Raw genomic sequence first — 16,409 nt, forward strand, 5'->3', positions numbered from 1 at the left:
CGCGGGGCGCGATCGCGGAAAACGCCAAACGGTTGCACAGGAACGGGGTGCTCATTGTCACGTCCGGAAAATGCTTGATCGATGAGTATGTGATGACACCGGGGGGTTAGCTTCGGAGGCTGGGTCAATGGGGGCGGAACGACTGGAGTGACGACAGCGATGGGCCGAGCCGAGGCGAGACGGGCGCAGAAGAGGGGCAGGCGCCGGGCGAAGGCGAAGAAACGCGGCGGCATCGGCCGCTTCTTCACCTTCAAGAAGCTGCTCGGGGCGTTCTTCACCCTCTGCCTGCTGGGCATCGTCGGCTTCATCGGCCTGTACCTCTTCATCGACGTACCGGCCTCCGCCAACGGCCAGGCCGCCGCGCAGAGCAACGTCTACAAGTACGCCGACGGCTCCGTCCTGGCCCGCACCGGCTTCAACCGCGAGAGCGTGCCGATCAGCGACATCCCCAAGGACGTCCAGCACACCTTCGTCGCCGCCGAGAACAAGACCTTCTACAAGGACTCCGGCATCGACCTGAAGGGCACCACGCGCGGCATCCTCAACACCCTGCGCGGCCAGGGCAAGCAGGGCGGCTCGACCATCACCCAGCAGTTCGTGAAGAACTACTACCTGACGCAGGAACAGACGGTCAGCCGCAAGCTCAAGGAGATCGTCATCTCCCTGAAGGTCGACCAGAAGCTCGGCAAGAACGAGATCCTGGCCGGCTACATCAACACCAGCTACTACGGCCGCGGCGCGTACGGCATCGAGGCCGCGGCGCAGGCGTACTACGGCGTGCACACCCGTGACCTCACGGTCGAGCAGGGCGCCTACCTCGCCTCGCTGCTCCAGGCCCCCAGCCAGTACGACTGGGCCGTGGCCACCGACGCCGGCCGGAAGCGGGTCAAGGACCGCTGGAACTACACCCTCGACAACATGGTCGAGATGCACTGGCTGGACGCCGGCAAGCGGCAGGGCATGAAGTTCCCGGTGCCGGACGACCCCAAGCCCAGCTCGGGCCTGAAGGGGCAGAAGGGCTATCTGGTCAAGCTCGCCGACCAGGAGCTGAACAAGCAGGGCATCACCGACGAGCAGATCGCGGCGGGCGGCTGGACCATCACCCTCGGCGTGGAGAAGAAGCGCCAGCAGGCGCTCGAGTCGGCCGTCAAGCAGGAGCTCACCAGCAAGCTGGATCCGAAGGCGCGGGACGTGGACGCCGACGCGCAGGCCGGCGCGGTCTCCGTCGACCCGAAGACCGGGCACGTCGTGGCGCTGTACGGCGGCAAGGGCTACCTGGAGCACTACGTCAACAACGCCACGCGCGAGGACTACCAGCCCGCCTCCACCTTCAAGCCGCTGATCCTCGCCACCGCCCTGGAGAAGAACTCCACCACCCAGGACGGCACGCCGATCACCCCGAACACGATCTACGACGGCACCAGCCGCCGCCCCGTCAAGGGCAGCGCCATCGGCTTCGCGCCGCCCAACGAGGACGAGGAGGACTACGGCCCGATCAGCGTCCAGACGGCCATGAACAACTCCGTCAACTCCGTCTTCGCGCAGATGGGCGTGGACGTCGGGCTGGAGAAGGTGCGGCAGACCGCCGGGCAGCTCGGCATGGACGCGGAGAAGATGTCGGCCCGCCCGGCGATGACGCTCGGTTCGATGGGCGCCAGCCCGATGCAGATGGCCGGCGTGTACGCCACGCTGGACAACCACGGCAAAAAGATCACCCCGCAGCTGGTGACGCACGCCCAGCGCGGCGAGGAGGACCCGGTCGAACTGCCGGACCCGATCGGCGGCCAGGTGCTCAACCGGACCACCGCGGACACCGTGACCTCCGTGCTGACCGGCGTGGTCAAGGACGGTACGGGCACGGCGGTGCGCAACACCGACTACGACATCGCCGGCAAGACCGGTACCTCCGACGACAACAAGTCCGCCTGGTTCGTGGGCTACACGCCCCGGCTGGTCACCGCCGTCGGCCTCTTCGGTGAGGACGCGAACCCGCCGCACCCCCAGGTCACGCTCAAGGGCGCGGGCGGCGGCGGCCGGGTCAACGGCGGTGGCTACCCCGCCGAGATCTGGGCCGCCTACACCCAGAACGCGCTGGGCGGCGAGCGCACGGCCCGCTTCGACCTGGACACCGACATGGGCGCGGGCGTCGCCCCGCCGCCCAGCCCGACGCCGACCGAGACCGAGGAGTCCGAGTCCCCGTCGCCGTCCCCGTCGGAGAGCTCCGAGTCGCCCTCGCCGTCGGCTTCCCCGTCGCCGAGCGAGTCGGAGAGCGAGTCCCCCTCGCCCTCGGCCTCCCCGTCCCCGAGCGAGTCCTCGGACTTCCCGCTGCCCGGTGACAGCGGCAACGGCGGGACGGACCAGGGCAACGGCAGGCAACCGTTCGCCGGCTGACCCGGCACGCCGTGTGGCCCCCGCCCTCTCCGGAGGGCGGGGGCCACACGCGTACACGGGCCGGGCCGGGCGCTACTCGCGGCCCGGCAGCCGCCGTGCCACGGGCGGCATCGAGATCTCGAACCACACGACCTTGCCGGTGCTCAGTCGGGTCGCGCCCCAGCGCCGGGCCAGCCGGTTGACCAGGTACAGGCCCCGGCCGCCCTCGTCCGACGGGCGCGCCTGGCGCAGCCGCGGCAGCTGCGGCACGTCGTCGCCGACCTCGCAGCGCAGTACGTCCGTACGGAGCAGCCGCAGCGTGATCGGCCGCTCCGCGTACCGCACGGCGTTCGTCACGACCTCGCTGACCAGCAACTCCACCTGGTCCGTCAGCTCTTCCAAACCCCAGCGCTGCAGGGCTCTTCGGGCCAGCCGGCGGGCCTGCCCGGCCGTCTGGGCCTTCGGGTCGAGGTACCAGTACGCCACGTCGCTCGGCGCGATCCCGTCGAAGCGGGCCGCGAGCAGCGCGATGTCGTCGTCCCGGTCGCCCGGGCCGAGCATGTCCAGCACCTCGTCGCAGAGCGGTTCCAGCGGCGGCGGGTTCGGCCCGGTCAGCCGGGCCGTCTCCGTCAGCCGCTCGCGCAGCTGCTCTATGCCGGTCCACACGTCCCGTATCCGGGACTCCACCAGGCCGTCCGTGTAGAGGACGAGGGTCGCCCCGGCGGGGGCGTCCAGCTCGACGGCCTCGAAGTCGACCCCGCCGACGCCGATCGGCGCGCCCGGCGGCACGCGCAGCACCTCGGCGCGGCCCCCGCGGTGCAGCATGACGGGCGGCGGATGACCGGCGTTGGCCACGATGATCCGGTGCGCGACCGGGTCGTAGACCGCGTACAGGCAGGTCGCCATCCGGTCCGTGCCGAGCCGCTGGGCCTGCTCGTCGAGGTGGTGCAGCACCTCCTGCGGCGGCAGGTCGAGCCCGGCCAGGGTCTGCGCAGTGGTGCGCAGTTGACCCATGATCGCGGCCGAGGTCATCGAATGACCCATCACATCGCCGACGACCAGGGCCACGCGGGACCCCGGCAGCGGGATCGCGTCGTACCAGTCGCCGCCGACCCGGGCGGTCTCGGCGGCCGGCAGGTACCGGCTGGCGAGGCGAACGCCGGTGGGCTGCGGGAGGGAGTCGGGCAGCATCGTGCGCTGCAGCGCGTCGGCGATGTACGCCTCGCGCCCGTACAGCACCGCCTTGTCCACGCCGAGCGCCGTGTGGGTGGCGAGCTGCGCCGCCACCAGCAGGTCGTCCGGCTCGAACGCGGGCCGGTCCGGGCGGCGCAGGAACACCGCCGCGCCGATCACCCGGCGGCGACCGCGCAGCGGCGCCAGGATGACGCGCTGGCCGTGCGGCATCCGCGTGCCGGTGCCGAGCAGTTCGGGCAGCGCCGCCTGCGCGGCCTGCGCCTCCCCGAACAGCGGACGCACCCCGCGCAGCACCTCGGCCAGCGGCCCGCCGGGCACGACCTCGGCCAGCTCGGCCGCCGTACCGCCCATCGCCGGGCCCAGGTCGGGCTGCGCGGGCAGGGTGGGCAGCCGGCCGCCGTTGGTGTCGGCCTCCTCGGGGATCCGGTCCGTGCGCCGCAGCCGCAGCACGACGGGGCCGGCCGGCCGCTCGTCGCCCACCGGCAGTGGGTCGCGCAGGTACACCAGGATCGCGTCGGCGAACGTCGGAACGGTCGCCCGGCACAGACCCAGCACGATCTCGTCCAGGTCGATGCCGCGTGCGATCCGGCGGGTCGCGGCACCGACGAAACGCAGCCGGTCACCGCCTGGCTGCCGTGCCGGCATCGGCTCACCCCCCTCGGTCGGATGCGCCGAACGGGCCGGCGGCGTCTCCGGGCGCACTGGTTCCTCGGCCTGCCGGCGGGGCCCGCCGCCGCTCGCCGAGCGGCCGCGTCGCGGTCCGGCGGGCGGCACCGCGGGGTCCTGCGGCCGCTGTCGGGCCCGGCCTTCGCCGTCACGGGGCCGGCCGATGCCGCCGTTCTCGTGCGCGCCGGAGCCGCTGTCCGGCTCCTCCGCACGGGACCGTGCTCCGCCGTGCGGGGCACCGCGGTCCCGGGCCGGGTCGCCGACGGGCTCGCCGCCCGGACCGCCGGCCTGGGTGTGGCCGCCGGCGCCCTGCGCCGCGTTGTGGTCGGCGGCGTCCGCTGCCCGCCGGCCCCGCTGGCGCCGGCGCTTCTTCCCGCTGCGCCCCGGGGGCGCGGGCAGCTCACCGGAGCCGCCGGGGCGCTCGGGCGGGCCGGCCGCCACGGAGCCGGGCAGGCCGGGCCCTGGCAGGTCGACAGGGGCGGGGCCGGCGGGCCGCTGCAGGGCGTTGCGCGGATCGGCGGCGCCGTGCGCCGTCGTCTCCGGCAGCCCCCGCGGCGCCATGGCCGGGGGCGCGGCCGGCAGGGGTGCCGGTCGCGAGGGGTGGGAGGTGGGGTGCTCCGTCACGCGTGGGATTCCATCCGTCCGGGGCTGCGCGCCGGGCGCGCTGCGTCTCAAGCGCGTCGCAGGTGCAGGAAGAGCTGGATCTCGGGTGGCACGTCCGTACTGGCCGGGGCATACGCATACGAGTCCTCCCCGGTGACTTCGAAACCCGCGTCGCGCACGACATGGCGCAAGTCGTCCCGCAGGTAACCCGATACCCGGATCGTGTTGCCCAGGAACGGAATCGGGTAGTCGTCCACGTCGGACTCGACCATCGACAGGGCGAGCAGCCCTTCCGGCCGCAGGAGTGTGTGCAGCATCCGCAGCGCGTACGGGATTTCCGCGCGCGGCAGCATCAGCAGGGAGAAGAAGGCGGCGACGCCGTCGAACGAGCCGGGGCCGCCGAGTCGGCCGTCCCGCAGATCGGCGAGGTCGAGATGGTGGAACTCGGCGGCGGGAACGTTCTCCCGCGCCATCCTGATCATGGTGGCGGAGAGATCGACCCCGACGACGCGGTGGCCGGCGCCGGAGAGTTGCCGGGCGGTGGGCAGGCCCGTGCCGCAGCCGACGTCCAGCACGCGGGAGCCGTCCGGCAGCGCGGCGGCGAGCCAGGCACCTGCGGCGCGCTGGCCCTCCTTGTGGGGGAACGCGCTGTCGTAGGACGAGGCGATCGCGTTGAATGCCTCGGCCTGCCCGGCCCGGTCCAGTGCTAACCGGTTCAGGCCCTCGTACCCGTCGTAGCTGTCGCTCACGACCCCGCCCCTCCTGCGACCGCGGTCAAGTTCGGTTTCCAGTTCTGGAGTTGCGTCTGTGCCATCTCGGCCCTCTTGCGGAGGACGATCCTACGTTTGAACCCGTGGGGCGCAGCAAGGGGGCTCGCCCCTGAGCATGGCGCAAAAGGGAACGCATGTTCCCCGAAGTCCTTGCAATTCGGGCGGTTCCGTCAGCCGTTCGGCCCATTGCGTCACTCTCGCGGGTAAGGATTCCGCACAAGCGGCCGCTTTTTCGCCGCGAGGTCGCTCACGCGGAGGAGCGGCCGGGCACCCGGCCCCAGTCCTTCGGCAGCGCCGGCAGGGTCCACTGCGGGTCCGGCCGCCAGTGCTCCCAGCCGTCCGCGAACGGCGCGCCCCACTCGGTGATCCGCTGCACCGCGGAGCGGCCCGCCGCGCGCACGTCCTCGGCCTGCGCGGCGGGCATCAGCCCGTCGGTCTGCGCCTGCGCGAACTCGTCCTCGTCCCGCCACTCCCAGTGCCGGTCCGGGTAGACCGCGATGTCCAGGAAGTGGTCCTCGGAGTCCACGCCGCCGGCCCAGCGGCGGCGCGGCTCCTCCAAGTTGACGTACCAGTTCTTGAACTGCCAGCCGCGCTCCCAGAAGAGCCACACCGACCACGGCTCACCGGGCCGGGCCAGCTTCAGGACACCGGTGCCGAACCAGCGGTCCCGCACCACGCGCCGCGGCTTGGTGTACCGGCTGGCCAGCGGCTCACGGGCGACCGGAGTGCCGTCCGCGAGCACCGGCTTGACGCAGTCGGTGCCCGGCGCCAGCCAGACGGCGAGCAGCTCGTCGGTGTCCTGGACGACGGTGACGGGTCGGCAGATGTGGAACCGGTCGGTGGCATTACCGCGATAGCGCCACAGAATGTGCTCGCCCGGCGCCCAGCGCGCGATACCGGACGTATGCCCGTCCCTTGTCTCCACCGTATCCGCTGTCATGCGCAGATCTTAGGGGCGGAATCGCCGCACCGCCGTGACGTGGGCCGCAGCGACCGTCACGGATGCGTCATGCGCAGCACGTCCAGCGCCTCGTCCAGCTGGGCCTCGGTCAGCGCGCCGCGCTCGACGTATCCGGACTCGATCACCACCTCGCGGATGGTCTTCCGCTCGGCCAGCGACTTCTTGGCCACCTTCGCCGCTTCCTCGTAGCCGATGTACTTGTTGAGCGGAGTGACGACCGAAGGGGAGGACTCGGCGTACTCGCGGGCCCGCTCGGCGTTGGCCGTGATGCCGTCGACCGTACGGTCCGCCAGCAGCCGCGCGACATTGGCCAGAAGTCGCACCGACTCCAGGACGTTCTTGGCGATGACCGGCAGCATGACGTTCAGCTCGAAGTTGCCCGCCGCGCCCGCGGCGGCCACCGTCGCGTCGTTCCCCGTCACCTGCGCCGCCACCATCAGCGCCGCCTCGGGAATGACCGGGTTGACCTTCCCCGGCATGATCGAGGAGCCGGGCTGCAGGTCCGGCAGGGCGATCTCCGCGAGGCCGGTGCGCGGCCCGGAAGCCATCCACCGCAGATCATTCGCGATCTTCGTCAGCCCGACCGCGATGGTGCGCAGCTGGCCGCTGGTCTCCACGATGCCGTCCCGCGCACCCTGCGCCTCGAAGTGGTTCCGCGCCTCGGTCAGCGGCAGCCCGGTCGCCCGCGCCACCTCCCGGATGACCGCGGCGGCGAAGCCGGGCGGGGTGTTGATGCCGGTGCCCACCGCCGTGCCGCCCAGCGGCAGTTCGGCCAGCCGGGGCAGCGAGGCGGTCAGCCGCTCCACGCCGTACCGGACCTGCGCCGCGTACCCGCCGAACTCCTGCCCCAGCGTCACGGGCGTGGCGTCCATCAGGTGCGTCCGCCCCGACTTCACGACCTCCTTGAACTCCTCGGCCTTGCGCTCCAGCGCTTCGGCCAGGTGCTCCAGAGCGGGGATCAGGTCAGCGGTGACGGCCGCGGTGGCGGCGATATGAATCGAGGACGGGAAGACGTCGTTGGAGGACTGGCTGGCGTTGACGTGGTCGTTGGGGTGCACGTCCCGGCCCAGCCGCTCGGTGGCAAGCGTGGCCAGCACCTCATTGGTGTTCATGTTGGAAGAGGTCCCGGACCCGGTCTGGAAGACGTCGACGGGAAAATGGTCGTCCCAACGGCCGTCGGCGACCTCCGCCGCGGCCTCCTGGATCGCCCGCGCGACGTCCGCGTCCACCACCCCCAGCTCGGCGTTGACCTTGGCCGCCGCGGCCTTGATGCGGGCCAACGCCTCGATGTGGGCCCGCTCCAGCCGCTGCCCGGAAATCGGGAAATTCTCCACCGCGCGCTGGGTCTGGGCCCGCCACTTGGCGTCGGCCGGGACCCGTACCTCGCCCATGGAGTCGTGCTCGGTCCTGTACTCAGTGCTGTCGCTCATCGTGGGTGCACCTCCATGACGACCAGCGTCGCGCACAGGACCGGGCATTCCCCGCAGGAGGTCACTCCTCGGCGGGTTCGCCGAAGACCTCGTTCGTGGTGGTGGCGATGAGGGCGCGCCCGAACCAGAGGTCCAGGCGCTCACTGTCCTGGCAGGAGGCGATGCGCTCCCGCTCGTCGTCGGTCAGGGGAATGTCGCGCACCTCCAGGACCCGGAGCAGCACTTCGGCCCGGGCTTCCCGGCGGCCTTGCTCGCGAAATCCCTCGGCGACCCAGGTCGTGCTGTTCTGGAAGTCGAAGAGCCGGGTTCCCATCAGTTGCCTCCAGAGTGCGGCCGCCGGGGAGTTGTCCAGGCCGCTCGCGGTGAGTTCGGCGTAGAGGGTGGTGCTGTCGTCGGGGGCCTTCTTCAGCGCGGTGGCCAGGATTTCCAGTATTTCACCGATGCGGTCGTCGGCACTGTGCGTCAGCGCGGAGAACACGGCGAGCGGCAGATCCGCCGCCGCGCGGGTGACGTCCGTGATGACGGGCACGTTGTCCGGCCCGAGAACGAAGGGCGACACGAGAAGGTTCGGCTTCCCGGGAAGCCCGAGCGGGAAGGGGCCGGCCGCCCAGTCGGCGGTCTGCTTGTCACGGCAGACGACGAGCAGTACGGGGTGGTGCACCGGGCGGTGCTTCTTGTATCTGCTGCCCAGGTAGCTCAGGTAATAGGCCCAGTTCAGAGCCTTCTCGGGGTCCTTCTTGGACTGGGCTTCGACGATCAGCAGGTAAACGCGTCCGTCCGGGCACTTCAGGTGTAACAGCGTGTCCACGCGCCGCTCGACCGGCTGGAACTCGGTGACGTCGCAGGGGAGGACCGTCACCTCGGCGTCCCCCGGATCGGGCAGTTCCAGGAGGTCGAAGGCTCGTCTGAAGAGCTGCGGGATCTCTTGGAACGCCCGGTGGTGGGCCTCGTGTTGAGCTTTGACCATGACGCCAGTCAAACCGGGGGCATATGCCTACGGCAGTCGTACGGTTGGAGATCACCCGAACGGGGATGCCGGTGGCCGGTGCATGTAACTGCCTGGCGCTCACCGCTGTGGAGGCTTCCGGTCGCCGCGGACGCGGCCGAGGGCCCGGCCACAGTGTGGCCGGGCCCTCGGTGCGAGAGACGGGGCGGAGCGATCAGCTTCCGGTGCGGACCGGGATGCTGGTGAAGGTCGGGGCCGGGGCCGGGTCGGTGAAGAAGTCGTTGCCCTTGTCGTCCACGACGATGAACGCCGGGAAGTCCTCGACCTCGATCCGCCAGACCGCCTCCATGCCGAGCTCCTCGTACTCCAGGACCTCGACCTTCTTGATGCAGTCCTGGGCGAGGCGGGCCGCGGGGCCGCCGATGGAGCCGAGGTAGAAGCCGCCGTGCGCGTGGCAGGCGTCGGTGACCTGCTGGGAGCGGTTGCCCTTGGCCAGCATGATCTTCGAGCCGCCGGCCGCCTGGAACTGCTCGACGTACGCGTCCATCCGGCCGGCCGTCGTCGGGCCGAAGGAGCCGGACGCGTAACCCTCGGGCGTCTTGGCCGGGCCGGCGTAGTAGACCGGGTGGTTCTTCAGGTACTCCGGCATCTCCTCGCCGGCGTCCAGCCGCTCCTTGATCTTGGCGTGCGCGATGTCGCGCGCCACGACCAGCGTGCCGGTCAGCGACAGCCGGGTCTTGACCGGGTGCTTGGTCAGCTCGGCGAGCACGTCGTCCATCGGCCGGTTCAGGTCGATCTTCACCGCGTCCAGGTCGGCGCCCGCGCCCTCGGTCAGCTGCTCGTCCGTGGTCTCCGGCAGGAAGCGCGCCGGGTCGGTCTCCAGCTGCTCCAGGAAGACGCCCTCGGCGGTGATCTTCGCGACGGCCTGGCGGTCGGCGGAGCAGGACACCGCGATGGCGACCGGGCAGGACGCGCCGTGCCGCGGCAGGCGCACCACGCGCACGTCGTGGCAGAAGTACTTGCCGCCGAACTGCGCGCCGATCCCGATCTTCTGCGTCAGCTCGAAGACCTTCTCCTCCAGCTCGGTGTCACGGAAGCCGTGGCCGGTGGGGGAGCCCTCGGTGGGCAGCTCGTCGAGGTAGTGCGCGGAGGCGTACTTCGCGGTCTTCAGCGCGTACTCGGCGGAGGTGCCGCCGACCACGATCGCGAGGTGGTAGGGCGGGCAGGCGGCCGTGCCGAGCGAGCGGATCTTCTGCTCCAGGAACTTCATCATGGAGGCCTCGTTGAGGACCGCCTTGGTCTCCTGGAAGAGGAAGGACTTGTTGGCCGAGCCGCCGCCCTTGGCCATGAAGAGGAACTTGTACGCGTCACCGTCGTTCGCGTACAGCTCGATCTGGGCCGGCAGGTTCGAGCCGGTGTTCTTCTCGTCCCACATGGTCAGCGGGGCCATCTGGGAGTAGCGCAGGTTGAGCTTGGTGTACGCGTCGTAGATGCCGCGGGAGAGGGCCTCCTCGTCGCCGCCCTGGGTCAGCACGTTCTGGCCGCGCTTGCCCATGACGATGGCGGTGCCGGTGTCCTGGCACATCGGGAGCACGCCGGCCGCCGCGATGTTGGCGTTCTTCAGCAGGTCCAGTGCGACGAAGCGGTCGTTGGCCGAGGCCTCCGGGTCGTCCAGGATCTTCCGCAGCTGCGCGAGGTGCGTCGGGCGCAGGTAGTGCGCGATGTCGTGCATCGCCTCGGCGGCGAGCTTGCGCAGCGCCTCCGGCTCGACCTTGAGGAACGTCCGACCGTCGGCCTCGAAGGTGCTGACACCCTCCGACGTGACGAGGCGGTACTCGGTCTTGTCCTCGCCCGTGGGCAGGAGGTCGGTATAGGCGAATGCCGGGAGGGCCGGGCGGGAAGAGTCCGGGAGGGCCGGGCGGGAAGAGTCCGGGAGGGTCGGGCGGGAAGAGGCGGACATTACGGATAATCCTCACTGGACGGTGACTTCGCTGTCATCAACGGCAGCCTCAACACCTTAGAACCCCGTACGGCGGTCGCGGCTGTGAGGTAAGGCTCACCCGGTCCTGGCCCGGGCGAGGCGGCCCCGGGCGCCTCTTATAACTCCCTTAGAAGCCGCGCGCACAGTGCCGTCGCATGACACGTTTCCTGAAAGCTGCGACAGGCTCCCGGAAGCGGCGGGCCGCGCTCGCCGCGCTGGCCGGTACCGCGCTGACCGCGAGCACGTTCACGGCCCTCCAGGCGTACGCCGGGCCCGCGGCGCCCGGCAACGACGACAGCGGCACGGTCGCGCTGCGCATCAAGGGCGGCGAGGCGCACGTGGACCCCCGCACGATGCGGATCACCGCCCGTACGGCGAGCGGCACCGAGTCCGAGCTCTCCGCGGCGGCGGGGGAGCCGCTGGGCACCGTCTCCCCGGTGACCCGCCACGGCGCCACCGCGCGCTGGTCCTACCCCGACCGCGGCCTCGACGTCTCGGTCGCGGCCCGCGACGGGCGACTGGTCGTGCGCATGCACGCAACGAAGGACGGCAGCATCGCCTGGCCCGCCGGGGGCGCCGCCCAGCCGCGGGGCACGGCCTACGAACTGCCCCGCGGCGAGGGGCTGCGCATCCCCGCGGCCGACACCTTCTGGAACTCGGAGCAGGCCGGGCTGACCGGCGAGGACGGCATCGACCTCAAGGACCTGACGATGCCCTTCTGGGGCACCACGGCGGGCGACCACGGGGTCAGCACCCTCGTCCCCACCGACCTGGGCACCAATGTGCGGTTCGTCTCCCAGGGCGGGCGGCTGCACACCGCCGCCAGCCACGACTTCCGCCGCGCCGACGGCACGGGCGACTACACCGTGGCCCTCTCGCTGACCGACGGCTCGCCGGTCGCCGCGGCCAAGGACTACCGCCGCTACCTCGCCTCGAAGGGGCAGCTCGGCAGCTTGAAGGCGAAGATCCGCAAGAACCCCGAGGTCGCCAAGTTGATCGGCGCCCCGCACGCCTACGTGTGGGGCGACGGCCGCAGCAAGGAGACCGTCGCGCGGCTGAAGAAGCTCGGCATCTCCCGGATGTGGTTCGGCTACGACGCCGACGGCGACCCCATGTCGAAGGAGGCCGTCGCCGCCGCGCAGAAGGCCGGCTACCTCGTCGGCCCGTACGACAGCTGGGACAACGCTCAGGACCCGAAGAGCGCCGACACCAGCGTGGCGAAGTGGCCGGACCGGGTGTGGCCGGACGGGTGCGTGCACGACGCGGACGGCAAGCCCGTCGGCGGCTTCGGGGGCCGCGGCTGCTACCTCAGCTCCCAGGCCCTCGCCGCTGCCGAGCCGGGCCACCACTACCTCGCCGACCGGGTACGGGACATGTCGGCGAACGGCGTGCACAGCTACTTCCTCGACGTGGACGCCACCGGCGAGCTCTTCCGCGACCACACGCCCGGCCACCCGATGACGCAGGCGAAGGACCGCGCGAACCGCCTCCAGCGGATGCGCGGGGTGTCCGGCGGCGCCCTCACCGGCGGCCGGCCGCTCGTCCTGGGCTCGGAGTCGGCGGGCTCCTGGGCGAACCAGGTCCTCGACTTCAGCCACGGCTCCAGCACGCCGGTCCACGACGGCCTGTGGAAGGCCGAGCGGGACAAGGAGACCTGGGGCGGCTACTGGCCCAAGGGACGGCCCGGCATGTTCTTCAAGCCGGCGAAGCTCGACGCGTCCGTCGCCAAGGCCATGTTCGACCCCGCGTACCGGGTGCCGCTGTACGAGACGGTGCTGCACGACTCGGTGGTCAGCACGGACCGCTGGGAGCTGCCCCTCTACAAGCTCCCGGAGCAGAAGCGGGACCGCGCGCTGCTCGCCATGCTCTACAACACACCGGTGAACCTCGCGCTCGACGGCAAGGTGCTGGACGCGCACGGCAAGGAGATCGCCGAGCTGCAGCGGTTCTTCGCGGGCATCCAACAGGCCGGCGGCACGGAGGCGATGACGGACTTCCGTACGCTCACCGCCGACCGCTCGGTGCAGCGGACCACCTTCGGCGGCAGCGCCGGCCTCACCGTGACCGCGAACTTCGGCACCGAGGCGTACAAGGGGCTGCCCGGCGGCTGCGTCCGGGCCACCACCCGCGGCCACGCGCCGCAGCGGTTCTGCCCGGAGAAGTGACGGTTGGCGCTGTCCCCTGGTCGCGATCTATCGCGTTTCGCTACGCTGCTGACGTGGACGCAACAGACAACGGGGGACAGCGCCCCGCACCCGTGGATCTCACCAAACCCGCACCGGCCCCGGTCGCCGAGGCCGCCATCCGGGCCTCCGATGCGGACCGGGACCGCATCGCCGCGATCCTGCGCGAGGCGCTGGCCGAGGGGCGGCTGGACGCCGAGGAGCACGCCGAGCGCATCGACGGCGTCTACCGCGCCAAGACCATGGGCGAGCTGGAGCCGCTGATCAGCGACCTGCCGGCGGCGCGGGACGGCGCGCGGGAGCGCCGGGAGGCCGCCCCGTCGTACGCCCCGGAGACGGCGGGTGCGCCCGCGGACGCCCACCTCGTCGGGGTTTTCGGCGCAGCCGTGCGCGCGGGCCGCTGGCGGGCGCCGGCCCGGATCACCGCGGTCGCGATCTTCGGCTCGGTCGAGATCGACCTGACCGAGGCGATCTTCACGCGGCAGCATCTGCACATCCAGGCCACCTCGATCTTCGGCAGCGTGGACATCCGGGTGCCGGAGAACGTGACGCTGCGCGGCGGCGGCTCCGGCGTCCTCGGCTCCTTCGAGACCCGGTCGGAGGAGTCGGACGACCCGGCGGCCCCGGTGATCACGGTGGGCGGTTTCGCGCTGCTCGGCAGCGTCGAGGCGAAGCCGAAGCGCGGCAAGTGGGTGCGGGATCTGCACAGCGCGTTGCGCGAGCGCCGGCGCCGGCACCTGGGTCACTGAGGCGTCGGCCGGACCGCAGGTAGGACGCATCTGTAAGGCGCGCCGCATCCGACGCTGCTTTCAAACCGAACGCCACGGTGTGCATAGAGCCGCGTACAGCGGGTAGGGCTGGTGCATCGTCTCTCGTACGGCTGCGGGGTGTGCGAAACGTCGTGCGCAGCGAGACGGGCAAGTGGTGACTGAAATCGCCGAGCCGTCGTCAGGAGTAGACCGTGCTGCTACCGCATCAGCCCCTGCAGGACGCCGCCGTCGTGCCCGCCCAGCGAGTGCCCGCTCGGGACGAGGCCGGCCCCTGGCACTCCGAGGCGGTGTGCCGACGGGACGAGGCCGGACTCTTCTTCGCGCCGTCGAAGGAGCCGACAGCTGCCCGTCTGGCCAGGGAAGAAGCCGCGAAGCGGGTCTGTGCCCGCTGCCCCGTGATGATCGAGTGCCGTGAGCACGCGCTGCTCCAGCCCGAGCCGTACGGCGTCTGGGGCGGCCTGACCGCCGCCGAGCGCCGGGTCGTCCTGGCCCGCCGCCGGCGCCGCGACGCCGAGTTGCAGCGCGCGGCCCACATGCCCGCCGCGGGCTGAATGCCGTACGGATCCCGACGGCCCGGTGCCCCACCGCATCAGCGGCGGGGCACCGGGCCGTCGGGCGTAGGGAGCGGTGCCTCAGCTGGGCCGCTCGAAGTCGATCGAGCTGTAGGCGCGCAGCTTGGAGAGCCGGTGCTCGGAGTCGATCTGCCGGATCGTGCCGGACTTGGAGCGCATGACCAGCGACTGGGTCGTGGCGGTCTCCGCGCGGTAGCGGACGCCGCGCAGCAGCTCGCCGTCGGTGATGCCGGTGGCGACGAAGAACACGTTCTCGCCGCTGACCAGGTCGTCGGTGTGCAGCACCCGGTCCAGGTCGTGGCCCGCGTCGATCGCGCGCTGCCGCTCCTCGTCGTCCTTGGGCCACAGCTTGGCCTGGATCGTGCCGCCCAGGCACTTGATCGCGCAGGCCGTGATGATGCCCTCGGGCGTACCGCCGATGCCCAGCAGCAGGTCCACGCCGGTGCCTTCACGTACGGCCATGATCGCGCCGGCCACGTCGCCGTCGGCGATGAATCGGATGCGGGCGCCGGCCTCGCGGATCTCCTTGACGATGCCCTCGTGGCGGGGGCGGTCCAGGACGACGACGGTGACGTCTTCGGGGCTGGACTTCTTCGCCTTGGCGATGCGGCGGATGTTCACGCCGACCGGGGCGTTGATGTCGACGAAGTCCGCCGCCTCGGGGCCGGTGACCAGCTTGTCCATGTAGAACACCGCGGACGGATCGAACATGGAGCCGCGCTCGGCGACGGCCATGACGGAGACGGCGTTGGCCATGCCCTTGGCCGTCAGCGTGGTGCCGTCCACGGGGTCCACGGCCACGTCGCACTCCGGGCCGGTCCCGTCGCCCACGCGCTCGCCGTTGAACAGCATCGGCGCCTGGTCCTTCTCGCCTTCGCCGATGACGACGACGCCGTTCATCGAGACGGTGTGGATCAGGGCCCGCATGGCCTTGACCGCGGCGCCGTCCGCGCCGTTCTTGTCGCCGCGGCCGACCCAGCGGCCGGACGCCATCGCACCCGCCTCGGTGACCCGGACCAGCTCCAGGGCGAGGTTGCGGTCGGGGGCCTCGGGGCTGACCTCCAGCGGGGACGGCAGATGATGCTCGGTCATCGGAGCGCACCTTTCTGTACGGCGACGGCCGGTTAGGTGAGGGTTCGCTCGACCTTATCGCTATGTCGAGAAAATGAGCAGGGCGCCCCACGGATGAGCACCGCTCGCCGGCCTCGCGGAGCCGTGCGCGCGGCCCGGACGTGGCCGATGCGGGGGTCTTGTCCGATGCGTTCCCGGCATGGGGGACCATAGAGGGCGTGGCTGGTATGCGAGGCAAGCAAACGGTGCGGGACATGGTCCTGTCGATGGCCGTGATCGGCATCGTCGTCGCGGCGATCTATCTCTTCATCCCGCACGACGACAGCAAGAGCGCGGAGCAGACGGCGGTGAAGACCGTCGGCTACCGCGTCGAGCTCGCGACCGCCCGGCGCGCGGCCCCGTACCCGGTCGCCGCGCCCGAGGGCCTGGCCAAGGGCTGGCGGGCCACCTCCGTCTCGTACGAGGCGGACGACGACGGCAAGGGCGGCGCCTGGCACCTGGGCTTCCTGGACCCGAAGGACCAGTACGCGGCGGTCGAGCAGAGCGACGCCCCGGCCCGCGACTTCATCAAGAAGGTCACGCTGAACGCCACCCCGGCCGGCGGCGCCCGGAAGGTCGACGGCGTCCGCTGGGACCAGTACAAGGGCGACACGTACAAGGCCCTGGTGCGCAAGGAGTCCGGCCACACCACGGTCGTCACCGGCACCGCCTCCTACGACGGCCTCGCGGAGCTGGCGGGCGCGCTGAAGGCGAAGAACGAGAAGTAGCTGCAGGCGAAGAACGAGAAGTGAAGTAGCAGGACGAGAACCCACGGTCGCACTCTCGCGCCGCACATACGAAGAGGCCGCCGCACACGCACGAAGAGGCCGCCGCACCCGGAGCGGGTGCGGCG

The 16,409-nt window shown here is 71.4% G+C and carries 12 protein-coding genes; 5 read left to right on the top strand and 7 right to left on the bottom strand.

Annotated features, from left to right (window positions below; all coding sequences use genetic code 11):
* Positions 1-159: 159 nt before the first annotated feature.
* Positions 160-2,391 carry a transglycosylase domain-containing protein gene (locus tag IF20_RS06190; RefSeq protein WP_052863926.1) on the top strand — a complete coding sequence of 744 codons (2,232 nt, stop codon included), beginning with the start codon at positions 160-162 and terminating at the stop codon, positions 2,389-2,391.
* A 72-nt stretch (positions 2,392-2,463) separates the two neighbouring features.
* Here the strand turns inward: IF20_RS06190 and IF20_RS06195 are convergent, their stop codons facing one another.
* The 6 genes from IF20_RS06195 to IF20_RS06220 form a co-directional block, all read right to left on the bottom strand.
* Positions 2,464-4,854, bottom strand: a complete 2,391-nt coding sequence (locus tag IF20_RS06195) for a SpoIIE family protein phosphatase (RefSeq protein WP_052863927.1) — start codon at positions 4,852-4,854, stop codon at positions 2,464-2,466.
* A gap of 47 nt (positions 4,855-4,901) precedes the next feature.
* Positions 4,902-5,582, bottom strand: coding sequence for a class I SAM-dependent DNA methyltransferase (locus IF20_RS06200; protein WP_052863928.1), 681 nt, complete (start codon positions 5,580-5,582; stop codon positions 4,902-4,904).
* 268 nt (positions 5,583-5,850) lie between these two features.
* Positions 5,851-6,543, bottom strand: a complete 693-nt coding sequence (fomD, locus tag IF20_RS06205; RefSeq protein WP_052863929.1) for a cytidylyl-2-hydroxypropylphosphonate hydrolase — start codon at positions 6,541-6,543, stop codon at positions 5,851-5,853.
* Between the two features lie 56 nt (positions 6,544-6,599).
* Complete coding sequence (locus IF20_RS06210; RefSeq protein WP_052863930.1) at positions 6,600-7,994, bottom strand: class II fumarate hydratase; 1,395 nt, start codon at positions 7,992-7,994, stop codon at positions 6,600-6,602.
* A gap of 61 nt (positions 7,995-8,055) precedes the next feature.
* On the bottom strand, positions 8,056-8,961 hold the full coding sequence (locus IF20_RS06215; RefSeq protein WP_052863931.1) for a hypothetical protein: 906 nt from the start codon (positions 8,959-8,961) through the stop codon (positions 8,056-8,058).
* A gap of 193 nt (positions 8,962-9,154) precedes the next feature.
* Positions 9,155-10,900, bottom strand: a complete 1,746-nt coding sequence (locus IF20_RS06220; RefSeq protein WP_234426518.1) for a fumarate hydratase — start codon at positions 10,898-10,900, stop codon at positions 9,155-9,157.
* Positions 10,901-11,076: 176 nt separating this feature from the next.
* Between IF20_RS06220 and IF20_RS06225 the strand changes: the two genes are divergently transcribed.
* The 3 genes from IF20_RS06225 (at position 11,077) to IF20_RS06235 (ending at position 14,425) form a co-directional block, all read left to right on the top strand.
* Positions 11,077-13,086 (top strand): glycoside hydrolase, encoded by a 2,010-nt coding sequence (locus IF20_RS06225; protein WP_052863932.1) that lies wholly within the window; start codon positions 11,077-11,079, stop codon positions 13,084-13,086.
* Between the two features lie 92 nt (positions 13,087-13,178).
* Positions 13,179-13,853 (top strand): DUF1707 SHOCT-like domain-containing protein, encoded by a 675-nt coding sequence (locus IF20_RS06230; RefSeq protein ID WP_052863933.1) that lies wholly within the window; start codon positions 13,179-13,181, stop codon positions 13,851-13,853.
* A 212-nt stretch (positions 13,854-14,065) separates the two neighbouring features.
* The gene (locus IF20_RS06235; RefSeq protein ID WP_052863934.1) at positions 14,066-14,425 is read left to right on the top strand and encodes a WhiB family transcriptional regulator; all 360 of its coding nucleotides are present in this window, start codon (positions 14,066-14,068) and stop codon (positions 14,423-14,425) included.
* An 81-nt stretch (positions 14,426-14,506) separates the two neighbouring features.
* Here the strand turns inward: IF20_RS06235 and glpX are convergent, their stop codons facing one another.
* On the bottom strand, positions 14,507-15,538 hold the full coding sequence (gene glpX / locus IF20_RS06240; RefSeq protein WP_052863935.1) for a class II fructose-bisphosphatase: 1,032 nt from the start codon (positions 15,536-15,538) through the stop codon (positions 14,507-14,509).
* A gap of 206 nt (positions 15,539-15,744) precedes the next feature.
* Between glpX and IF20_RS06245 the strand changes: the two genes are divergently transcribed.
* Entirely contained in the window at positions 15,745-16,284 is a 540-nt protein-coding gene (locus IF20_RS06245; protein ID WP_110943846.1) for a DUF4245 domain-containing protein, read from the top strand.
* Positions 16,285-16,409 lie beyond the last annotated feature (125 nt).

The organism is Streptomyces niger (assembly GCF_000718305.1).
Classification (GTDB): Bacteria; Actinomycetota; Actinomycetes; order Streptomycetales; family Streptomycetaceae; genus Streptomyces; species Streptomyces niger.

Bases quoted from the DNA above. Each gene is read 5' to 3' on its own strand.
- IF20_RS06190 (WP_052863926.1), top strand. From the start codon at position 160: ATGGGCCGAGCCGAGGCGAGACGGGCGCAGAAGAGGGGCAGGCGCCGG.
- fomD (WP_052863929.1), bottom strand. From the start codon at position 6,543: ATGACAGCGGATACGGTGGAGACAAGGGACGGGCATACGTCCGGTATC.
- IF20_RS06210 (WP_052863930.1), bottom strand. From the start codon at position 7,994: ATGAGCGACAGCACTGAGTACAGGACCGAGCACGACTCCATGGGCGAG.
- IF20_RS06215 (WP_052863931.1), bottom strand. From the start codon at position 8,961: ATGGTCAAAGCTCAACACGAGGCCCACCACCGGGCGTTCCAAGAGATC.
- IF20_RS06220 (WP_234426518.1), bottom strand. From the start codon at position 10,900: ATGTCCGCCTCTTCCCGCCCGACCCTCCCGGACTCTTCCCGCCCGGCC.
- IF20_RS06225 (WP_052863932.1), top strand. From the start codon at position 11,077: ATGACACGTTTCCTGAAAGCTGCGACAGGCTCCCGGAAGCGGCGGGCC.
- glpX (WP_052863935.1), bottom strand. From the start codon at position 15,538: ATGACCGAGCATCATCTGCCGTCCCCGCTGGAGGTCAGCCCCGAGGCC.
- IF20_RS06245 (WP_110943846.1), top strand. From the start codon at position 15,745: ATGCGAGGCAAGCAAACGGTGCGGGACATGGTCCTGTCGATGGCCGTG.